Genomic DNA, 20,900 nt, shown 5'->3' on the forward strand with positions numbered 1-20,900 from the left:
CCAAGTTTTTAGCCTAAACTTGGCTCATACCACCCCCTGCTTTTTTTAGATGCCTTACTTGGACTATCTTGACGAAAGAAATCAACCACCTCAACGTTGTAGTGGCACACTAAATTTGGACTGTATTTAGGAGGAGATATACTACACACAAAAAAGCCAGACAACCTAAGCTGTCTGGCTCTAAAATTTGAACGACTTATCTATGATTATGTTCCCGCCATACAGCATGTTCACATACCTCACAGCACCAACTCTCTTTTGCTCGCATATAAGGGATGTCTGCTGGTATCTGTAAAGGGCAAACATAGCCGCAGTACTCACAAAGCACATCATCTAAATAAGCAAAACACTCACCGATTATCTCGAACAGCACTTGTGGGCTAATCTTATACTCCTCACAGACGGTTTCGATATGAGCGATATAATCACTTTCGTTATCATATGACCAGTAATCCTCACAGATTCTTAGATCTCGTGCGTTCTGCGTCATATTCGGCTGAAGCTTTACACTCATCACATTCTCCTTAGTAGCCGCCATAGCCAGACTGCGGTAATAGCTCGTAAAGCTCGCTCTGAAGCTGACAACACATATCCTCAATCACATAGTCAAGACTGGCATCTAAGCGCTTCTGCACCCATACCCGCACCGCCATATCGTTATTAAAGCAGTGCTTCACTCCCAAGAAGCGTGCTAGGTTATAACCTGATGGAACGTAAAACTCACGCATCAATGCATTGGCGATAAGATTTGCCTCATCACTGATTGCACCGTCCCGTTTAAACTCGCTAAACAGCTCTTCATAATTGATAATTGTCATAGTGACGTCTCCTTGTCTGTTTGTGCATTAGAGCTATTTGTATTTGCTGCGCTGGTTAGCTTTTCCTTACTCGCCAGTAGCAAGTTATCCATCGCTGAGCCATCCTGACGGGTGATATCAGGCACATAGCGGCTATACACCCGAAACAGCATCTCAGTACTGCTGTGACCCATCTGCCGGGCTATCCACTCAGGATTCTCACCAGCAGCGAGCCAAAGTGTCGCTGCGGTATGCCGAGTCTGATAAGCCCGCCGATGTTTAAGACCGAGTAGGGCAAGCGTGGGTTTCCATACCCGCCGGTTCACATTGCGGTACTCCATCGGATTGCCTTGTGAATTGCAAAACACAAACTCTGACTTACCAAAGGTGCGTGCCTTCTGCTCTAGTAGGGCGTCATACACTAACTGTGACATCGCAATATCACGTTGCGAGCCTAACGTCTTCGTTGGACCCATCTCACCATTTACTAATGCACCACGGATACTGATCTCACGCCGATCAAAGTTAATGCAGTCCCATTTCAGCCCATCAATCTCACTGGTACGCATCCCGGTAAAGAAGCGAATGGTGTAGTAGGGCTTATAATCCGCACGGACATGCTTTAAAATCAGCCATACCTCACTCAATGTAAACGGGTTTACATCCGGACGAGCTTGCTTGAGGTTCTTAATATTTTTATAAGGCATCTCAAACTCATGGCGATCTGACGCTTCTTCTAGTATCATACGAAGAAGTATCATGATCTGGTTGATCCGTGCTACTGACAGACTTGACTGACCATCTTTACCGTAACGAACTTTGGCGAGAGAGCTACGGAAGGTCAGCAAGTCTGGTTTTTTTATGGCATGCACTGCTTTACCACCAAACTCAGGCAACAAGTACTTATCAAGAATAATCTTTATTTTTTGCCGATAGCTCGGCCGCCATTCAATTTTCTTCTCCTCATACCAAATCTCTGAAAACTGCCTAAAGGTTGGATTACGACTGATACAAGCTTCCGCTCTATCAGCCAGTGCCGTCATCTCTTTTAAACGCGTACTCTTCGGAAAGTAGGCGCCATAGTCAAAGATGCCTAGGGTTATTTCTGCATCTATCTTTTTCAAAACAGTCGCTAATTTTTTTCTGTTAGCTGGGTTATCTTCCAAGCTAGTCTTTTCTCGACAACGTATACCTAGGTAGTAGAAATCAGCGATTAGTTTGCCAAACCGTCCTTGTATAGTAGCCATGATAAATCTCCTGCTATTATTGAAGTGCCATACCGTTGATAGCGCTCATAACCGGCTTGCACATATCCTCTTCGATACGCTCCCATACATACAGAATTTTACGGCCACCAAAAGGGCGTATGTAGTGAATGTTTTCAATCAAAACGGTGTCTTTCATTTGATTGCGGATAGTACGTGCGTCGTATTTGATACGTTCGGCTAACTCATCAGTTGTTAAATAAGTATTGCTCATGATATTTACCTCTTTTCAGTTATTAAGTAATTGCATTAAGTGATAGAATAAAAATTATTTTATCAACATGTAAGAATGCACCTTGAAGTAATCAGTAATTATTTACCCGCTTAAAGGTAATTAATAACCGATTTGTGTACTATATTATCTTTTTACCTCAATGTAAAGCATTTTTACCCGAAAAGAGGTATTAATTATGATTGTGTCTAAACTCCCTGTTATTCTGGCAGAGAAAAAACTGCGTGTAGCAGATGTTGTAAGAGCAACAGGCATGAGTAAATCAACGCTTCATAAACTATATAATGAAGAGTCCTCAAGAATTGATTTCAATACTATCGACCAGTTATGTGAGTTTTTAGACGTGCAGGTAGGTGACTTATTTATTTACAAGCCAAATATTAAAGATGATGATGAAGAGTCTTAAAAATCTATAAAACTGAAAATATATGTGCAGAGAAATAAGTGGCAGAGCCATATATACAAGGCTCTTTAAAGCATAAAGTTAAGGTTGGGGTTATTTTTTATATTTACTTTTTCATGATTTGGTCACGTTTTGGTCACGCTATGAGCTTAATTTGCAAAAGCAGTGAAAAAGTAAAACCATGCTAAGAAATATTTTCTTAGCATGGTTTTTTATAAAGATAAGAATAATAAGTTGGGGTCAATTATAGAATCAGTATTTATAGCATGGGCACGAAATGGTCACGTTTTGGTCACGGTGCTGATTTTTGAGCTTTTAATATATTAGCTAAACTTAGCAATTAGACTGAATAGCTCATGCTGAAAAACGCTACAGACCTTGAAAAACGGACAAAAAAAAGCCTCACTGTTAAGTGAGGCTTTTTAAGTATTTGGAGCGGGAAAAGAGATTCGAACTCTCGACCCCAACCTTGGCAATGTTAACTGATCGATTTTCATTGGAGTGTGTAATTCTACATTAACCTGTATATATTGATATATAAGGGCTTCGAGATGGTTAATGAATTATAGCTTTAAGAGTGGATTAAGTAAACGTATTTTTTAGTCTGAATATAGTCACCCTAATATTAGGGTCTTTTGACCACTTACCCCCTACTCGAGGGATAAGCGAAATCCACTGCAATATTAGTTATATCTTATAACCTGTTTAGTATTTTCCCTAAAAAGCAGTGAGTCTTTCGTTTTTTACCTGCCGTTTCTGATATTGAGTGCATCGAACTATTTTTAATATATAACAGTTATGCAAATATATTCCTTTCTAACTTAGTATCATATGGTTGTATACCTATCGTATTTTCTCATGGAATATTTATCAGACTTCATCATCCACTATCATAAAAAGGTGTACTAAAAACCTCAGCAAGCCAGAAAATGCTTTACCATTTGATGTCTGTTCGTCAGTAATACAAATGCCAAATCTGATAGTGCGAGAGTTGGAAGGTTTGAATATGATTTTTGAGGTCTCTGATTTTTTATCAATAGTTCTATAGATATCATGGACAGTAGCTTTTATACCTTCATTACCTGAAATCATCCACGACTGTGCAGGTAAAAGTCTCACGCTAATCTGTACAAACCTTAGAAACTCCTCTATGTCTTTTACTGGAAATGAAAGATAGGCATTATCAATAGTGATTTTTTGTCTAACTATCTGTAGAAACCATAGGTAGTCCGCATGTTGTTGATCACGTAAGATCCAGACTGATTTTAGTATGACGGGTAGAAGCTCATAGTTTTCTCTACTTTTCATATTTTTTGGTTGTCGTTGATCCGTTGTTTCAATGAAGCGACATTTTCCCTGGCTAGTAGTAATCTGGGTTATTTGATCAGCGCGTTTAGCGAATACTCGCCCATCCTCGAACTTTATAAATGAATGGTTTGCCGATAGTCTGATATCGCCGCTTTGCTCTAGCAGCTGTAAGAATTTGATGAGTTGATTAATGCCATAGCGTTGAACCCTATCGTCTGCCATATTAGTAGTGAATACATCACTTTCCTTGAAACGATTAGCAGTATCAATAGTAAGGTTTACTGGAATATCTCGACTTTGATTTAAGGTCAGTTTCTTTGCCAATTTGCGAGTATCGGAGATGGATATCTTATCATCGATAATTGAGACACTATTCGACTTGAGTCTATCTTTACTAATACCAGTAATATTTTTAAAGATAGCGTAATCTAATTGCATTTCTGTATTGGCGATAGCGTATGTAGTCATGAGCATTGCCGAATGAATGTAATACTCAAAGCTACGATTGGGAGATACATGTCCGACTAATCCTGAAATTGCATACCATTTATCTTGAGCATCATGATTAACTCCTAATAGCCCGGTCTTCACCTTGGCAATATATTGATTATCGTAACCAGTTAACGTTTTCACAATCTGATTGTTAGCATTCAAAATAAGAGAAAAATTGGTAATTGCTGTATGCCTAAAAGCATGAAATGTATGATCTTTAGCTTCTTCGAATAAGCTCAATATTCTTCTCAGTACTACAAGAGGTTCTGCATCATCAATTGGGTATTTATCGTATGAAGGACTAAATATATAATCTGTTTTATTAAGCTCATTCAGTTGTATATATTGATTAAAAAACTTCAATTCCTCATCAGATAGTAATGAAAAAACAGCTACTCGGCGGATACTACCTTGAGTTTTTGTGCTGCGGTAGATATTTGGACGAATAACTAAAGAGGGTTCACCAAGGGTAAATCCTTCAATATCTTCATACCTCAATCCAAGCAACTCTTTCTTCCGCATGCCTGTACGGTATGCTAAAACAAACAACAGTTTGTACATATCCACTTCGAGAGGATCAACAACTTTTGGCATGTTCAATAGAATTGCTTGATACTCTAGTGGTGAAATCCATTCGCTACGTACCACTCTTTGTGTCTGGGCCTCTTTAATACTTACTTTAGGGAAGTGATAGTGTTCAACCCCTATATCATGTAACCGCTGCAGTAGCTTTGCTGAATATTGGATGTCTTTATTATCACGATAGACAGCTTTGTGCTCTAAAATCTCTTCGTAGCATTCTTCAAAATCCTCACTACTGTAAGTGTTTAGATGCTGTCCTGATAAGAAATAAAGCCACTCATAAGCTACCGAACTTAAATAGCCCTGAATGGTCTCTTTTTTAGGGCGTGGCTTTGTGTTACATCTAGACAGCACAAACTGAATTAAAATATTTTCAGCAATGTCACGCTCTTCATTTAACATCTTTGTTAAATGATAGTTAATATCATATTCATTATTTTTGAGTTTTTCTTTTTGTTGACGAGTATTGTAGTGACTGTCTAACTGTTTATAAATACGTTTCACGATATCTATCTTACGTACTTCCGCCAACTCAGAATACCTAACGGTATTTTTGCTGACTTTAGATAAAGGTACCTCGATTGATAAAGAGGGTTTGTTAGTTTTATACTCTTTATTTAGTAAGTTGGAAAAATCATCTGTGAGTAGACCTGTGGTTTTACGCTTGCCTTGTGCAACTCCGATTAGAGCTTGATCAACAAAGACATTAGGCATCATTTCCCAGTGATAACTCGCATAACTTAGCAACCATGGTAGAGAAGGGACCTTATTTTTAGGTACTTGTAAGACAATACTGAGGTGGTTTCTAAGCAGTTTTTCAACATCTGTGTTCGTCCTAAACTGATAAGGATCATTAAACTTTCTACATCGGTACAACCAGCATTGGCTGATGACGTCTAGAGAGACTTGCTGAGTAATGTATAAAGGGCTCTTTCTTACATTAGGAGACTCCACCCTTTCATTACCATAATTTTTTGTAGGGTAACGTACAGAAACAACGACATGATGATCATTGAAAGCAGTTAAGACTGGTTGATCTAACAGAGTATTGACTAAAGCAGCCAGTAATTCTTTATCATTAATCCCGCCAAAAGCTATTAGTGAGAATACAAGCGACGCTAAGGACTGATTTTGATCTTTACTTGCCGCCACCCAATCTGCCATCATCGCTTTAGTTATTTTATTAAAAAGCTTGCCATTTTTTACCCAGTTTTCATCAATTGATAGTGGGTTTTCCTTTACTAAAACAGGCTCACTGGGTAAGGGATAGGCATACTCTGACTGCATATAAAACGTGTTGTAGTAGCTGACAAATTTAGTCAAAATCTCCCAAGCATAGCGAAATTGAGCCATTGAAGTATAAATTTTAGAACAGACTTGATGTATCAGTTTTTTTGCTTGTTTTAAGAAAACTTCGAAATGCTGTTCATCAAGTGGATGTGTCATTAATGCTAACTGAACTAAATAATCAGCATAAGTTACTTCCCATTGCTTTAGTTTAATATCGTCAGTTGGCTTGGGATGCTTTTCTAGGTAGATTTTTTTGTATCTCTCTGTTGAAAGTATCTTGTAGTCGTAAAAACTTTTATCTACATTCGTTTGATTGACTAGGTTTTGAAAGTCTTGGAACGCTTGTTTTTGGATATCGTCCCATAGAGTTTGAAATATACTTAGCAATTCATACTTTTGATAGGTACGTTTTGATACGTCATCTTGGTTTACGCTCAATATGTTTTTATCGCCTTTTCGTTTGGTAAACCCAGAAATAATTTTAGGTGGAAAAACATTTTTATTTATGATTGAAGGGTTAATAGGCTGTTTTGTTACCTCACGAGCTTTACTTTTTTTCTTGTGTTTAGATTTCTGAGTTTGATGCGGCTTTGCTAGTTCTCTAAGCGACTTGTTGCTATCGTCATTTGATTTATTTTTTAATGGTTTCATTTGCTATCACATTCTTAAGTTCATCTGTTGTGCGATTTCCTCAAAGGTATCACGCACTTGCCAAATTTGTTGCTTATTTATTGATGAAAGCTGTCCCAATGCTTCTTGTCGGTTTTTTTCATGACCAATGACTGTGTTGATCAAGATCATTGAGACGCCAAGCTTTTCAAGTTGGGTACGTAAGAAGTGTCGCGTCCAATAAGAATCCTCAAAGGGCATGTAGTCTGCTAATAATTTTGAGATATGGCTTCGCTTGATTTGAATAAGTTTATCGTAATTATCTGATAGTATATTTAGCAGAGTTAACTCATCTTGCTCCTGCTTAATCTGATGAATCATTTTATCGACCTTGGCAGTCGCATAGGGCTGATAATCGATAAGAAAGAACTGGTACTGCTTTAAAATTTTTAAAAGAGTAGGGCACAATGGGATTAGTCGATGGTTTTTGACAGCCTTATTAGGTTTATCTGCAACTTCATACCAGCCTACCTCTAAGTCAATGTCTTTAACATTAGTCAGCCCATTATTTGGACGAGTACCGGTAAACAAACAAAACTGGATCCAAACAAGAGCGCTATACCTATTAAAGTGCTCTTCTTTATTAACGCTATCATCAACCCATACCGATAGGTTCTGTAAAAAAATATTCACGTATTCTAATGTCAAAGCAAACCCAGAGCCTGTAGTAAAATCTGTTCTGGTGCTCGGCTGGCTAATAAAACTATCGTCTAATTGATTATCATAATTAAGTAGCTCTATCGCTTGACGATAACAATTAACAAGAAAATCGTTACTATGGCTGCTGTAGTAGGTAGAGGGTGCAAGAGATGCTGGTATTCGACAAATCAGATCAGCAATATGTTGATTACTACCCTGAATGTATCTATGTAAAATAATATGCAAAGCTGTTTCAATACGTACTACTGATAGATAGGGCAGATCTACCTCTTCTTTTATAGTTCGAATATAGTCTAAAATATCATCTTTACTTGGTAAGTTTCTTTCATGAGAAAGGAGTTTTATTAATCCCGTTGGCATAGGTAGACGGATGATACTTTCTTGGTTTTCGTGGATACTTGCATCATACTCCTGCTTACGATCAGTGATTTGCAGCTGATACTGCAAATATGCAGCATTTTCTAAAACGGTGAATAACCCAGAATCTGCAATGAAACCAGTTGTCATTAAAAACTCTACAGGAACGGCTGTCATCATTGATAGGAGTAAGATTAAAGAGGCTTTATTGTGTTTATAGTCATATCGATGTGAATCTATCGCTAATCTGCCAAAAACTTGCTTTAAGCCTGCCACAGAAAGCGTTCGGACATTAGAGTTAAGCTCTAATTCTCTCTGACTAATATAGCTATGATGAACGTTTTTTTCTATCCTATGTAACGGTTGCATGTAACGAATTTTCTTATCAGGCAAATCTAAACTGACAATTAGTGGACGTTCTAAAGTATCGATATATTCTTCAATATTTCTAGGTTTTGTTGAGTTTGGTGAATACACTTCATCATCAAAATTTGGTATTGAAGGATATTGATAGTATAAATGTGGAGCTTCGTTTTCAATATCGTATCTACTCAGATTCCAGTAACTATTCTCTACCCAGGTTGAACCGTCTACAAAACTAGCTAACTGTTCGGTAATCTCTCCTTTAAAAGGATCCACATATCTATTTTTCTTTTTGCGCTGGCGAGTGATTTTTTTATTAGGATAGTAGGCTTGCTCAAAGCATTTAACAATCGCGTCAAGCTGCTTAAATTTTTTACTGCGGAATTTGATGGTTGCGTTACTTTCCTCAGTGTCTGTTAGTAGCTCTTTTCGTACTTCTTGTTCATACGCTACTATTCTCAATTGTTCTACAAAGAATACATAGATGAAGTCTACTGTATCTGATAGCTCTTCTAACTCGTCAAGTTTTGGTAATATGCTCCAAATCCATCGGTTATTCTTAGCTTTAGAAAATACGGGTAATTTGAATCGGTTAATTATATTCTTTAAATGCGTCTTTGCTTTTTGGTGATGTGATAATAACAAGTACGTATGAATGGATATACATAACCATATTATTTCTTTGTGCTCATCACGGGTTAAGTGAGCTAACAAGAAAAGTGGTTGTAGAATCGGAGGTAATGCATTAAGTGTCTTTTTACTGACTTCTTCTTGAAAAAGCAAATCGTTTTTTATAGCTATCAACTGCTCTATTAAAGGTGGCGATCGTTGTTGAATGCTTAAGTTAATTAAAGTGGCAATTTCCTTCAGTGAGTCTATCCAGTTCTCACTGTAGTTATATCCATCTTCAACACTCAAAAAATCAACTTGTTTAATAAGCTCGTTATCCGTCAACAGAACAATTTGATTACCATCATCAGGCATTATATTTCTCGCTATTTTTTGACTCATTTCGTGCGTTATCATATGTCCTTTCATGGATATTCATGTGTCTGCAAAATAGCAAGATAGAGTAGCTATTGAGATTAAACAAATACTGACATTGTTCTGTGGTCAAAATCTTGATCAAATCTTTATGTACATCATAGTAATTTAAGTTTTTTTGGCTACGAATGGCTCTATTTATAAAGTTAATAAGTTCATAAAAAATAGTTTCCAACCTATGAAATTCAGGGCATTCGTTGTTGTTAACGCAGATACAATGTACTTGCTTATCTGTAGCTTGCTGTATGTGTCTCTTACAAAAGATTGCTAAAATATAATTATTTAAGAAGATGAAGTTTTTGTTTTTTATTGTAACAAATGTAGTAGCTGCTAGTGCTCTTTCAATCTCTATCTCAAGAGAATCATCTTCTAATTTTGATAAGATCTCATAAGTTAGAATGTAAAGTTGCTTAAACTCGTCATGGTAAGTAATAAACTGCTCTGAGATATAATTGAGTGAGTATTGTTTTAGTTTCACTTTATAATCCATTATCTGATAATGTTGCAGGATGCATGCTCAGTAATTAGGGGAGGGGTACAGTCGAAGTAAGGTTTTATATTAGAAGCTATCAAGGATTTAACGGTCAATGTATCTAATCTAAAAAAGGCTCCCAGCATAAGCGTGGTAACTTCATACAGGTTGGAGTGGGTAAAGCTAAATAAGAACTAGAATAAGTAGATAATACATTTCTCATATGTTTAAGTTGAGATTTATAATGCTGCTCGGCATGAATTTCAGCTTCATACTGACTGCGCAATGTTACATTATAAAAAACTGAGGTATCTTTGTATTGGCGGAAACATAATGCATAAATACTATCTTGAAACAGAAGTTTGTTTTGAATTTCATCGTCAATTTGTGTGTGTAGTATTGGATCTTTGAGCAATTCTTTTACACTTTCCTCAAAATCATCTATATAGTAATTTATAGATATTTTAAATAGTGTTTTGCGTTTAGGTGCAAGATATTCACCAATATACAGGGCTTGAACCGATACTCTATATGTGTGAGAGTTTGTAGTTAGTGTGACATGCTTAACTGATTGAAAATCTTTCTTCCGTAATGTGTAATGCCGCTCTGCTACATTCTTTTTAGATTGTGATGCTGCAATAGCTTCATTGTATGACTCGTAATATTTTCTTGCCATCTGGCATTGCTCAGTACTAATCTTCCAAGCTAAGTTCCTATGATAGGCTGGAGGTAAAACGGTGATGATTTCTCCATTACGTTCATCTTGGATAGCCACATAGTAGAAACTGTCCTTAGGACTAAAGAATAGTAGATGACGACGGTATGAACCTGCATGCTGCCCAATGTTCACACATGCTCCATTATCAAGCAAGCTCATTAATTCCGTACTATCCATAGATGTACGCTGAGCGATACGTTTGGCAGCATGAGAAGATGGATAGGCAAAACGTTGTTCGCGGAAAACAAAGCCTTTTAGTTCTTTACTGCTCATAACCTCACCTGCCTAATTCAATTTAGCTGTCATCAAGCGATGCATGGCTATTTCTATATCTTATCCTCGCCAATATCAGGGTTTTAGTCAACCAATTTGGAGAAAATAATAATTTATACATATATGCATGTCTTAAGTATAAATATTAAAAATCCATAAAGCAGCCTTTAATATCCGATATATTTGGGGCAGTTTGATGCGCAGTAATTATACCGAACTAACTTAACCAGCGTTTATCTCTACGGGATTGAACGCATAGCGCATACTGCTTGTGGTAAACTCGAGCATAATTTGCTTCGTCTTCTAGTTTTTTTAATATATTTCACAGTTCGTTGAGTACTATAAATGGTTGATTATAATAAAGAGCGTAAAAATTTTGTTCAGTGGGTAAAAGAGAGGTTGTCTGGTGAGAAGTTGAAGTTTGATGAGAAAATACAATCAGAAATTCTTGTAGAGCCTAATCCATTTAATAGATATACCACTGGTATTTTATACCCTGCAGGTGTATCAGACGAAGTTGAAGATGATGCTAAAGATGAAGATAGAGAAATATCTTCAAAAACAACTCAAAGCTACCAACCGCCTTCGTCTATGGGCTTTTCATTTTATGTTGATTCAAGTCTACCTAATATAAAAATATCTTATAAGGCTGTAAGGTTTGAACATATAGATTCTAAAGATAGTGGTCTTAGTGAGAGCCGTAAACGTCAATGGAAAAAAATATATTTAGATGAGTTAGGTATCGATGATGGGAATGGAAATGGTATATCAATAAATAAATCATCAACGCATTATATTTATGCAGAAAAGGCCAGAATAGATATTGTTGTTCGTGCTTATGGTGATGGAAAGATAGTAACAGTTACCTTATCAAATACACCGAAAGACAATAGTCAGCCTCAAAACATTGGGGATGATTATTTTGAAGAATTGAAAGAGCGGGTAGAGGGCTCTTTATTTGAGGTGGAGTTAACCTGCCACTTTGATCAGTCATGCTTACGTAATTACCCTCGTGTTAGTAAAGAGTTATTAACTGAAGAAGAAAAAGAGCTAGAGTTACGTTATAAAGATCAACATGTTTATGCTATTGGTCATGGTGTCGCAGTAGATTGGCAGGAGGCTAATAATAGTGAAATCATGCTTTATAGTGATTTTATGCCTTCATTTGAAGTGCCTCAAGTAACCGCAGAAACAAGTGATTCATTTAGCCGTGTATTAGACTTTGAATTTCTACAAACTATAGAAACTAATGAAGCTGTTTTTGAGCAGCTTAACCATTTTGTGGAAAACTATTTAGATTGGATCAATACGCAAGAGAAACTAAAGAAAACAGAGGATGATGACGAACAAATAACAGCGAGTAATATCATCGAACGTATGCATACAGCTGCTAAGCGGATGAGAAGAGGCATATCTGTTCTAGAGTCAGATGTTAAAGTGCAGAAATCTTTCGCACTAGCCAATCAGGCTATGCTAGCGCAAATGCAACAAAGCCGTCCAAACAGCCGTGAATATATCTGGCGACCATTCCAATTGGCTTTTTTCTTGATGGTTCTAGAGTCAACTATTAACGAAGAAGATGATTATCGAGACCTAGTTGACTTGATTTGGTTTCCTACGGGTGGTGGTAAAACGGAAGCCTACCTAGGGGTAATGGCATTTCTATTTGTATATAGAAGATTAAGTTATACGAGTAGTGGTAATGGTACTGTTGCTATTATGCGTTATACCTTGCGTTTATTAACCTCTCAGCAGTTTGTTCGTGCTTGTAAGGTTATAGGCGCACTCGAGCTTATACGTAGGAAAGAGCCGATGCTAGGTGAAGAGCCTTTTAGCGTTGGTCTTTGGTTAGGTGGAGATTCATCACCAAATTTGTTTTCAAAAGCCATAGAGTTTAAAGAAAAACAAAATTTTAGTAAGTTTGTCTTAAATGAATGTCCTTGGTGTGCTGATAAGTTTTCAAGTGAGAATTATTTAGTAGATGAAAACAATTTCCACTTTACCTGTAATAACCACAATTGCGATTTTGGTCAAGAAAAAGATAATGTCTTACCATTTAATGTGGTTGATGAGGCGCTCTACAATAGTCCACCTAGCTTACTGATAGCAACGGTTGATAAATTTGCAAGATTTGCATGGGACGAAAAAGCTAACGTTTTTCTTGGTGGTAAAAAAAATAGACCTCCTGAACTCATTATTCAAGATGAACTGCATCTTATTTCTGGAGCTCTGGGTTCTATTGTAGGAATATATGAAACAGGGTTTGAGGCAGCTATAACTTCAAGAGGTGTGTTTCCAAAGTTTATTGCATCTACGGCTACAATTCGTCAAGCATCAGAACAGATTAAAGCATTGTTTGGTCGCGACATGGCCGTTTTTCCACCAGTCGGATTGCGTCAAAAAGATTCTTATTTCGCTAAGGAGGTTTCCTTAGATGAAAAGCCAGGAAGACTTTATGTGGGCTATCTAGCTTTTAATAGACAGAGAAAAAACTGTCTTGAAGATTTAGCAGGTACGTTATTGGCCACCCCACAAATTCTTTTTCATCAACAAGATGAACTGAAAGATGCATGGTGGACTCAGATGGTTTATCACGGCAGCCTAAAAGGTGTAAGTAATAGTCAAACGAATTTTCAAAATAACGTCCCTAAAGTTCAACAACGATTACTAATGAGCCACTTTATTGGTGAAGCAGAAAAATATGAGTCTAACTATTCTGAAAGAATTGAGGAAGCTCTGAAATCGCAGGCATCATATGATAGGTTTGTTAGTGGTAAATGGGCGGCAGGAAGCGAGCCTTTGGAAAGCAATAATATCTCAGAACTATATTATCAATGTTTCCCTACACGTTCTATTAATACGAAGTTACTGACAGGAAGCAACACTGCTGAGACCAATACACAAGTATTTGATTCTTTAAGTTCGAACTTTAAACAAAGTGATGCTATAGATGCAGTTTTAGCAACTAATATGGTTTCTGTGGGCTTAGATGAGCCAAGGCTTGCTCTGATGGTCATGAATGGACAACCTTTAACCACAGCAGAGTATATACAAGCTAGTAGTCGTGTTGGTCGTAGTAGTATTCCTGGCATTGTATTCATCAATTATTATAAAACTCAAGCCCGTAGTTTATCTCACTATGAAAACTTCCGAGCTTTTCATAGTTCTTTTTATCGCTTCGTTGAACCTTCTAGCTTAACGCCATTTACCGAGCAAGTGAGAAATAAAGCTCTGCATGCAGCATTGGTAATAGCATTAAGGCATGGTGAAAATGGTTTGTTAAAAAATACAGAAGCCGAAAACTTTCTAAGTGAAGTTGAGAGTACCGCTGCAACTGCAAAGATTATAAAAAAGTTAAAGCAGCGTATAAAAAATGCCGCTACTGATCATACTCAAGAAGTTTATGATAGTTTGGATTTACTAATTAATGAATGGCGAGTTGAAGCTTCTTCAGCGATGAATTTAAGGTATCAATCATTTGATAAATCTGGGAGAAGCTTGCTAACTTCTTTTGATAATGATAGATACTCTGGAGTGTGGCAAACATTAAACTCCATGCGTAATGTAGAAAAAACAGCATTGTTTGAAATAGATTTAGATAAAAATAAATTTGTTTATAGTAATAAATGGTTTGCACCAGTACGTTTCTCTCATATAACTGGTCATTCTGGAGTTGGTTCCATAGTTTATGATGGAATAGAGTGGCTCGTCAAGGTCAGCGATACTAGACAATGGCCAAGTGAGAGTAAGTTGGTCGAGTTGCATGCAGTAGAACGTGTAAAAACATACTTTCAAACTACTAAAAAACTATTATTACCACCTGAAGCTCAAATAAAATCTAGCCAAAATATAGAAGTAAAAGGAGAAACGTTACCTATTCAACGTTTTCCCTTATGGATGCGTTGTACTAATTGTGATCTTATCCATTTTAGGCCATGGGACTCGCATGAAAATAAAAGTAAATCAATAGATGCTCAAATATTTTGTACAACTGATACATGTAAGAATTCTAAAAAGTTATTAAAGCAAGTGATATGGTGTGCGGCTAGTAAAAATGGTGAATTAAGAGATGTACCTTGGCATTATATATGTCACAGAAACCAACAGAATAAATGCGTGCAAGAAACTCACACAGCGTACCTTAAGATAAAGAATGTAAGAGCGGGGAAAAAACAGATTTACTGTACAAAATGTAATGCTAAGAATTCTTTTGAAAAGTCTGTGTTTAAAAGTAAGTCTGGTGATAGCTATCTTATTACTGAAGTTAATGATGCAAGGATTTATACTCCCCATACAGAGCGAGCTTTGGTTATACCACCTGAATCTAATATAGATAGAAACTCTATTGCTTATCAATTGCAATCAAACTCTCAATTATTAAGTGCTATCCAGAATGCGACCCGCCCATTACAAAAAAAGCGAGAAATAAAAGCTGCTACTACGAAATTAAAATGTTCAGAAAAAGTACTTATGGATGCAATAGCAAGTTTGGAGGGTCAAGAAACAGAGAGCTTTACTGTAACCAATATGATAAATGATGAGTATACTGCACTTACAACGCCAGCTGATTTTCCAAGTGGGGCAGATTTCGTGACACGGCATTTAACCAATGATTGGTTAGAGTTTATTGATGAAAATATATCAAAAACTGACAGTGTATACTTATCATCAAAGATGATTGATAGCCTAGTGGCAGTCGATAGGCTAAGAGTAATAGAGGTGTTTCAAGGTTTCTCTAGAGATATTAACGTTGATAAAGAGGACATAGAATCAGCCAATTTACTTACTGAATCTGATGAAAGTGAAGAGCAAATTATCATACCACCCGATATAGACGGAAGTGCAGATTGGCTACCTGCTATAGAACTGTTTGGTGAAGGTATATTTTTTACATTAAATAGTGAGCTTTTAATAGAGTGGGAGTCTAACCAACACATTAGGTTACGAGCAAATGAAATAAATCAGAGGTATCAAGCATCAGACTTAATACTACCAGATGAAGTCGTACCTACACCACGGTTCATAATGATGCACACGCTTGCACATTTATTAATGCGTGAGCTAGAATCATCAGCTGGTTATCCAGCAGCTTCATTGCAAGAGCGTATTTATTGCTCTACTGCAGATGATAGTATGGCTGGTATTATGATATACACAGCTGTACCTGATATAGCAGGCACATTAGGTGGCATAGTAAACTTAGTAGAGCCTAGTAAGTTCTTGCGCTTATTGGATAATGCTCTACGTCAAGCAGAATGGTGCTCATTGGATCCTGTGTGTGGCGAAATGGAAAAACAAGGACCGTCATGGTTAAACCGTGCTGCTTGTCATGCATGTGCATTAGTTCCAGATACTTGTTGTAGCTATAACAATGTATTCTTGGATAGAGTATTTATTAAGGGAAATGCAGAGGTTAAAATACCTGCCTTGGCTGACTTTATAAGGGATAAAAATGGCTAAACGTATATTTGAATTACCTAGACAGGATCAGCTCACAAAAGATCAACGCAAGGTTTTACGTTTACCTGCTGAAGGTCAGTACTTAATCGTAGGGGCACCAGGTACTGGAAAGTCCGTCGTTGCATTACTACGCTTGCAGGCATTAGCAAATACAGAAGATGTACATTTTCTAACCTTTAATCACGTGCTGAACCATGCCAATAAATATCTTGTTGATGACAGTTTTGAAACTAAAATGCATACTGCAATGTCTTGGTTGTATGACTTACAATGGAAAATAGTTAAAGGAACGGCAGATACATTTAACATATCAAAGATGCCTGAAGTCGCTCCACACCAACCAAATTATGAGGTATTAATTGACCGTTTTTCTTTACATAATGCGAATTTAAGTGGTCACAGTTTAATAATTGATGAAGGGCAAGATCTACCACCTGAATGGTATGAGGCTATAGAGAGTCTAAGCATAGAAAATTTTTTTGTGGTGGCTGATCAAAATCAACAAATTACAGAACATCACTCATCAAGAACAGAGCTTGAAACTTGCCTTGTTTTAAATTCTGATGATGTCATAGAATTAAAAGAAAATTGGCGTAATACTATGCCTATAGCAACCTTTTGCAGCTATTTTTATACTGATAAAGCCAGTCCAAAACCAGCCATACCTAATAGGGCTTCTGTCAATATCCCGATACTTTATGAATATGATGTATTAGATAAAGTAAAAGAGCAAATTCTCAAGGAATACGATTTTGATCCTAGTAAACTTATAGGTATATTTGTCGCTAATGAGACCAAGCGTGTAGATTGGATGCGAAGACTAGGTAATGATGATAAACAGCGTAATAACCCACCGCCAGTTATCAGTACTTATTCGGCTAATCAAAAAGGAGCTGTAAGTATTAATTTTGGACAAGGTGGTATCGTTGTGCTAAATGACAAATCTGTAAAAGGCATAGAGTTTGATACAGTATTTATTCAAACTGATGGATTTAAAAATATATCTGGTAATGAAGAGAGCCTAAAAAAACGCTTATATGTGATGTCTTCTCGTGCAAGAGAGAAGTTATATTTATTTAAGAGTCAGGTTCAGAATAGTGTTCTTGAAGCCATCTTACCGCCAGAAGGTGAGGTCATCAAGTTTATACCAGAAGGCGAAAGCAACGAAATAGAGATAGAAATACTAAAGAGGCGTAAGCTATGAGTAAAAATTGGTATATCGTTACTAACACTGAAGATCTTACAGACTTTATTAATTATGGTTTAATCTTTGATGAACAAGGCTTTACGGGAAGTGGCCCTGTTGTAAATATGACGAAAGATATACCAAAGGGGTATATCTCTTGCTTTTCTGAAGGTAATCTTTTTGATGCGGTGCAAAAAGCAAAACAAGTAGATTCAAACTTAAGTTGTTGTTTTTTGCAACTAGACTTTGCTCAAATAGCTAATTTGACCACTTGGGGCGACAAATCAGAAAAGAATGGCTCTATAGCCTACCAGATGCATGATGACATAAAGAACTTGATTAATAAGGAAGGTATCAATTGTATATTGCTCCCTGCACCAATACCTTTTAGTATGATAAAACGCATTTTATTAGAAAACGGTAAATCTAAGAAAATTGTACAAAGTATTTATGAAGAAAAGTTCAGTAGTAGTGATGGCTTTTTTTCAGGAAATTCAAAACATTTTAATGAATTATTAAAGCAAGAAAACAGAGGTGCAGAGCTATTTGACAATCAACAAAAGATAGAGCATCAACCGAGTGATGTAAATATAAATTACTCTAAAATTTTTTCCTACGGTGGGGCCTTAGGATTATTATATTACCAAACAAAAAATGGTATAGAAAGTACGGATATATTTAAGCTATTTTCAGAGTTTTTACCAAGCTATAGGAATGATATTAGCAGTAATATTGAAAATAAAAATATTCTAAAAATAATTGAACCATATTCCAGTTATTTGTTTAATGATCTGAGTACAGAAAATGATGTTAGTACAATTTATAAGCTACTTATAAAAAAAGTAGCGATAACTAATAGTTATGGTGAAAACTGTCAGTCTATATTAAATATTTTAAAAAATTTAGACATGGCCGAAAACTATAATAGTAAATGCCACGGCCTATCAAAAGCTTTGGAAAAAATAGTTGAGCGAACTAATGAAAAAGATCCAGAAGCTATTTTACGTCTAATTATTAATGATTTATACAAAGAAGATGTTGATTTCAAAAATCTTGCATTTTTATTAACTATGTTTTTTCTGCGTGACCATGTAGAAACTATGCTGAAGTATTATCATCCAGATTTCACAGAGACTCACTATTCACTGCTCGCCATATTTTTTGGTATGAGTTACGGTATTGTAAATATTCCAAATAAAGTCAGGAGAATTGATGATTTGTCAACTTGGCTGTCTTACAAAATGGCAGATTATGCACACAATATAGACGAAGATAATACAGTGGAATATAAAGAACCATCGAGACCGTTATTATTATATGGTGATATTATTAAAACCAATCCTACAAAAGTTTGTCTGGTACATGATATATATTTATGGATTGATAGGAATTTCAAGAAAGCACCGGTTTCATCTCTTATTGAATCTAGATTCCCATTTCCAAAAAAAGCAAGTATAGAAGAAGGAAGTATGAATGTAGATGGTTTGCTAGACCTAAGGTTAATTATAAAAATAGATATTCTAGAAAATCTTATTCAAGAGAAAGTAAAAGAAGATAACTTGTTTGATTTCAAAGAAATAATAGATGCTTATAAAAAATGAAACTAATACCCAATATTCCTTATGGTAATGATAGCTATGCTGAGCAACAAGTATTTGAAGCATTAAAATCAATCAATACAGAATATCCGTGTATAGCTTTTCATTCTATTATGCTACCAAACCATGCATATAAACGAACTGGTGAAGCTGATTTTGTTATTGTGAGTCGTTATGGAGTTTTTGTCCTAGAAGTTAAAGGTGGTACGGTTTCTCAAAAAGGTGGCAAGTGGGTCACTAAAACTAGAAATGGTATTTTTGAAATCTCAGATCCATTTAAACAAGCCAACAGTGCTTTACATGGTTTGAATGAAAAAATAACAGCCTATGTTGAGTTAGAACAAGAGCGCTTGCCGTTAGGCTATGGCGTCATTTTTCCTGATGTTATATGGGATCGTGATGGCGCAGAGTGGGAGTCTGAAATAGTTTGTGACTCTAGAGATATGCATCAATTTGAACATTGGCTAACCTCTTTTTTTGACTATTGGCACAAAAGACCCGCTAATTCTAAGTTTCTGTCTGATAATGACGTAAGAAATATTATGGATTATTTACGACCTGATTTTGATTTTATACAACCCTTATTTGCACATATTGAAAACGTAAATCATTTATCAGTAAAGTTAACGGAAGAGCAGTATCATTATGTTGATATGGCAATGGAGAACAAGCGTATTATTTGCTCCGGTGGTGCGGGTACAGGTAAGACATTTCTAGCAGCCGAGCTTTGCCGCCGATTCATTGCTCAAGGAAAAACCGTGCTATTAGCTTGTCATTCTTCATGGTTACGTCATTACTTAACAACTCTTATACCATCAGAAAAACTCATAATAACAACTATATCAGGGTTGTCTGTCACGATGAGAAGGGAGGATATTGATTGTTTTGATGTTTTAGTTGTGGATGAAGGTCAAGATGTTTTAAATATTAAGGATTTAGAACGTATTAATAGTGTGCTAAAAGACGGCTTTAATAATGGGCAATGGTATTTTTTTCACGATATTAATAATCAGTCCAATATTCTCACTGAATTTGACAGTAATGCCATGGCTTGGCTAAAAGACCAAAATAATCCGGCAATCTTCAAGCTTAATATTAATTGCAGAAATACTAGTAATATATTATTAAAAATCCAATCATCGCTTGCATGTGATTTAGGTAAGCCTGCTTTAATAGAAGGTCCTGAAGTCACTGAGTTTTTTGGAGATCGAGATACACTCAGTCAAGAGCTATCAAGATTGTTAGAAGAGTTAAAACAATCAGAGTTAGATAAAGGTTCAATTACCATATTATCTGCTTTTAGAAAGAGGAAGTCATTGTTATCGCTTTTAGAGGCGCATGAAGTGAAGGATATCATTGAACTTGATGACTATAAAGTCAAAACATATCCGTTTACAGATATAACCTTTGCAGAAATAGCTAACTTTAAAGGCCTTGAGAACGATGTGATCATTTTATTAGACTTAAAGGATCCACTGTGTTTAACAACAAATGATAAAAACTCACTTCATTATGTTGGTATGAGTAGAGCAAAAGCAAAGTTATATTGTTTTTGGGCTAATTCCGACTTAACTTAGAAGTCTGTACAGATCTGTTAATCGATATATATCGAGAATTTTCTAAAAAGTGTGTAACTTCTTATAATTCATTAACCGGAAAATAAGCAATTACTACTTAAACTGACATTAAAAAACTAGCCGAGCAAATAGCTGTTAGCATCAATAGTTTTGA

Annotated in this window: 12 protein-coding genes; 5 read left to right on the top strand and 7 right to left on the bottom strand. The window is 36.1% G+C overall.

The features are described from left to right. Nucleotides 1-196 precede the first annotated feature (196 nt). From AB8P72_RS05070 to AB8P72_RS05085, 4 genes are read right to left on the bottom strand one after another with little or no spacing between them, the layout of a single operon-like run. Nucleotides 197-490: a hypothetical protein gene (locus AB8P72_RS05070; protein ID WP_226928863.1), complete on the bottom strand. Its 294-nt coding sequence runs from the start codon at nt 488-490 to the stop codon at nt 197-199. 34 nt (nt 491-524) lie between these two features. After that, a complete protein-coding gene (locus tag AB8P72_RS05075; protein ID WP_369958130.1) occupies nt 525-818 on the bottom strand; it encodes a hypothetical protein in 294 nt (97 codons plus the stop codon). Further along, nucleotides 815-2,044 carry a tyrosine-type recombinase/integrase gene (locus AB8P72_RS05080; RefSeq protein WP_369958131.1) on the bottom strand — a complete coding sequence of 410 codons (1,230 nt, stop codon included), beginning with the start codon at nt 2,042-2,044 and terminating at the stop codon, nt 815-817. The genes AB8P72_RS05075 and AB8P72_RS05080 overlap by 4 nt, the downstream gene beginning before the upstream one ends. Nucleotides 2,045-2,060: 16 nt before the next feature. Continuing rightward, entirely contained in the window at nt 2,061-2,276 is a 216-nt protein-coding gene (locus tag AB8P72_RS05085) for a hypothetical protein (protein ID WP_011513303.1), read from the bottom strand. Between the two features lie 196 nt (nt 2,277-2,472). Between AB8P72_RS05085 and AB8P72_RS05090 the strand changes: the two genes are divergently transcribed. Beyond that, entirely contained in the window at nt 2,473-2,700 is a 228-nt protein-coding gene (locus AB8P72_RS05090; protein ID WP_062536160.1) for a helix-turn-helix transcriptional regulator, read from the top strand. Nucleotides 2,701-3,567: 867 nt separating this feature from the next. On the opposite strand, the gene AB8P72_RS05095 is transcribed toward AB8P72_RS05090, so the two are convergent. From AB8P72_RS05095 to AB8P72_RS05105, 3 genes are all read right to left on the bottom strand, one after another. Beyond that, a complete protein-coding gene (locus AB8P72_RS05095) occupies nt 3,568-7,020 on the bottom strand; it encodes a tyrosine-type recombinase/integrase (protein WP_369958132.1) in 3,453 nt (1,150 codons plus the stop codon). 6 nt (nt 7,021-7,026) lie between these two features. Beyond that, nucleotides 7,027-9,456, bottom strand: coding sequence for a hypothetical protein (locus tag AB8P72_RS05100; protein ID WP_369958133.1), 2,430 nt, complete (start codon nt 9,454-9,456; stop codon nt 7,027-7,029). A 599-nt stretch (nt 9,457-10,055) separates the two neighbouring features. Then, on the bottom strand, nt 10,056-10,925 hold the full coding sequence (locus AB8P72_RS05105) for a hypothetical protein (RefSeq protein WP_369958134.1): 870 nt from the start codon (nt 10,923-10,925) through the stop codon (nt 10,056-10,058). A 345-nt stretch (nt 10,926-11,270) separates the two neighbouring features. Between AB8P72_RS05105 and drmB the strand changes: the two genes are divergently transcribed. From drmB to AB8P72_RS05125, 4 genes are read left to right on the top strand one after another with little or no spacing between them, the layout of a single operon-like run. Further along, nucleotides 11,271-16,385: a DrmB family protein gene (gene drmB, locus AB8P72_RS05110; RefSeq protein WP_369958135.1), complete on the top strand. Its 5,115-nt coding sequence runs from the start codon at nt 11,271-11,273 to the stop codon at nt 16,383-16,385. Then, complete coding sequence (locus tag AB8P72_RS05115) at nt 16,378-17,589, top strand: hypothetical protein (RefSeq protein ID WP_369958136.1); 1,212 nt, start codon at nt 16,378-16,380, stop codon at nt 17,587-17,589. The genes drmB and AB8P72_RS05115 overlap by 8 nt, the downstream gene beginning before the upstream one ends. Beyond that, on the top strand, nt 17,586-19,172 hold the full coding sequence (locus AB8P72_RS05120) for a hypothetical protein (RefSeq protein WP_369958137.1): 1,587 nt from the start codon (nt 17,586-17,588) through the stop codon (nt 19,170-19,172). Before AB8P72_RS05115 ends, AB8P72_RS05120 begins: the two co-directional genes overlap by 4 nt. Further along, on the top strand, nt 19,169-20,746 hold the full coding sequence (locus AB8P72_RS05125) for an NERD domain-containing protein (protein ID WP_369958138.1): 1,578 nt from the start codon (nt 19,169-19,171) through the stop codon (nt 20,744-20,746). Before AB8P72_RS05120 ends, AB8P72_RS05125 begins: the two co-directional genes overlap by 4 nt. The last annotated feature ends 154 nt before the right edge of the window (nt 20,747-20,900 follow it).

Source organism: Psychrobacter sp. CLB018 (assembly GCF_041222815.1).
In the GTDB taxonomy this organism is placed as follows: domain Bacteria; phylum Pseudomonadota; class Gammaproteobacteria; order Pseudomonadales; family Moraxellaceae; genus Psychrobacter; species Psychrobacter faecalis.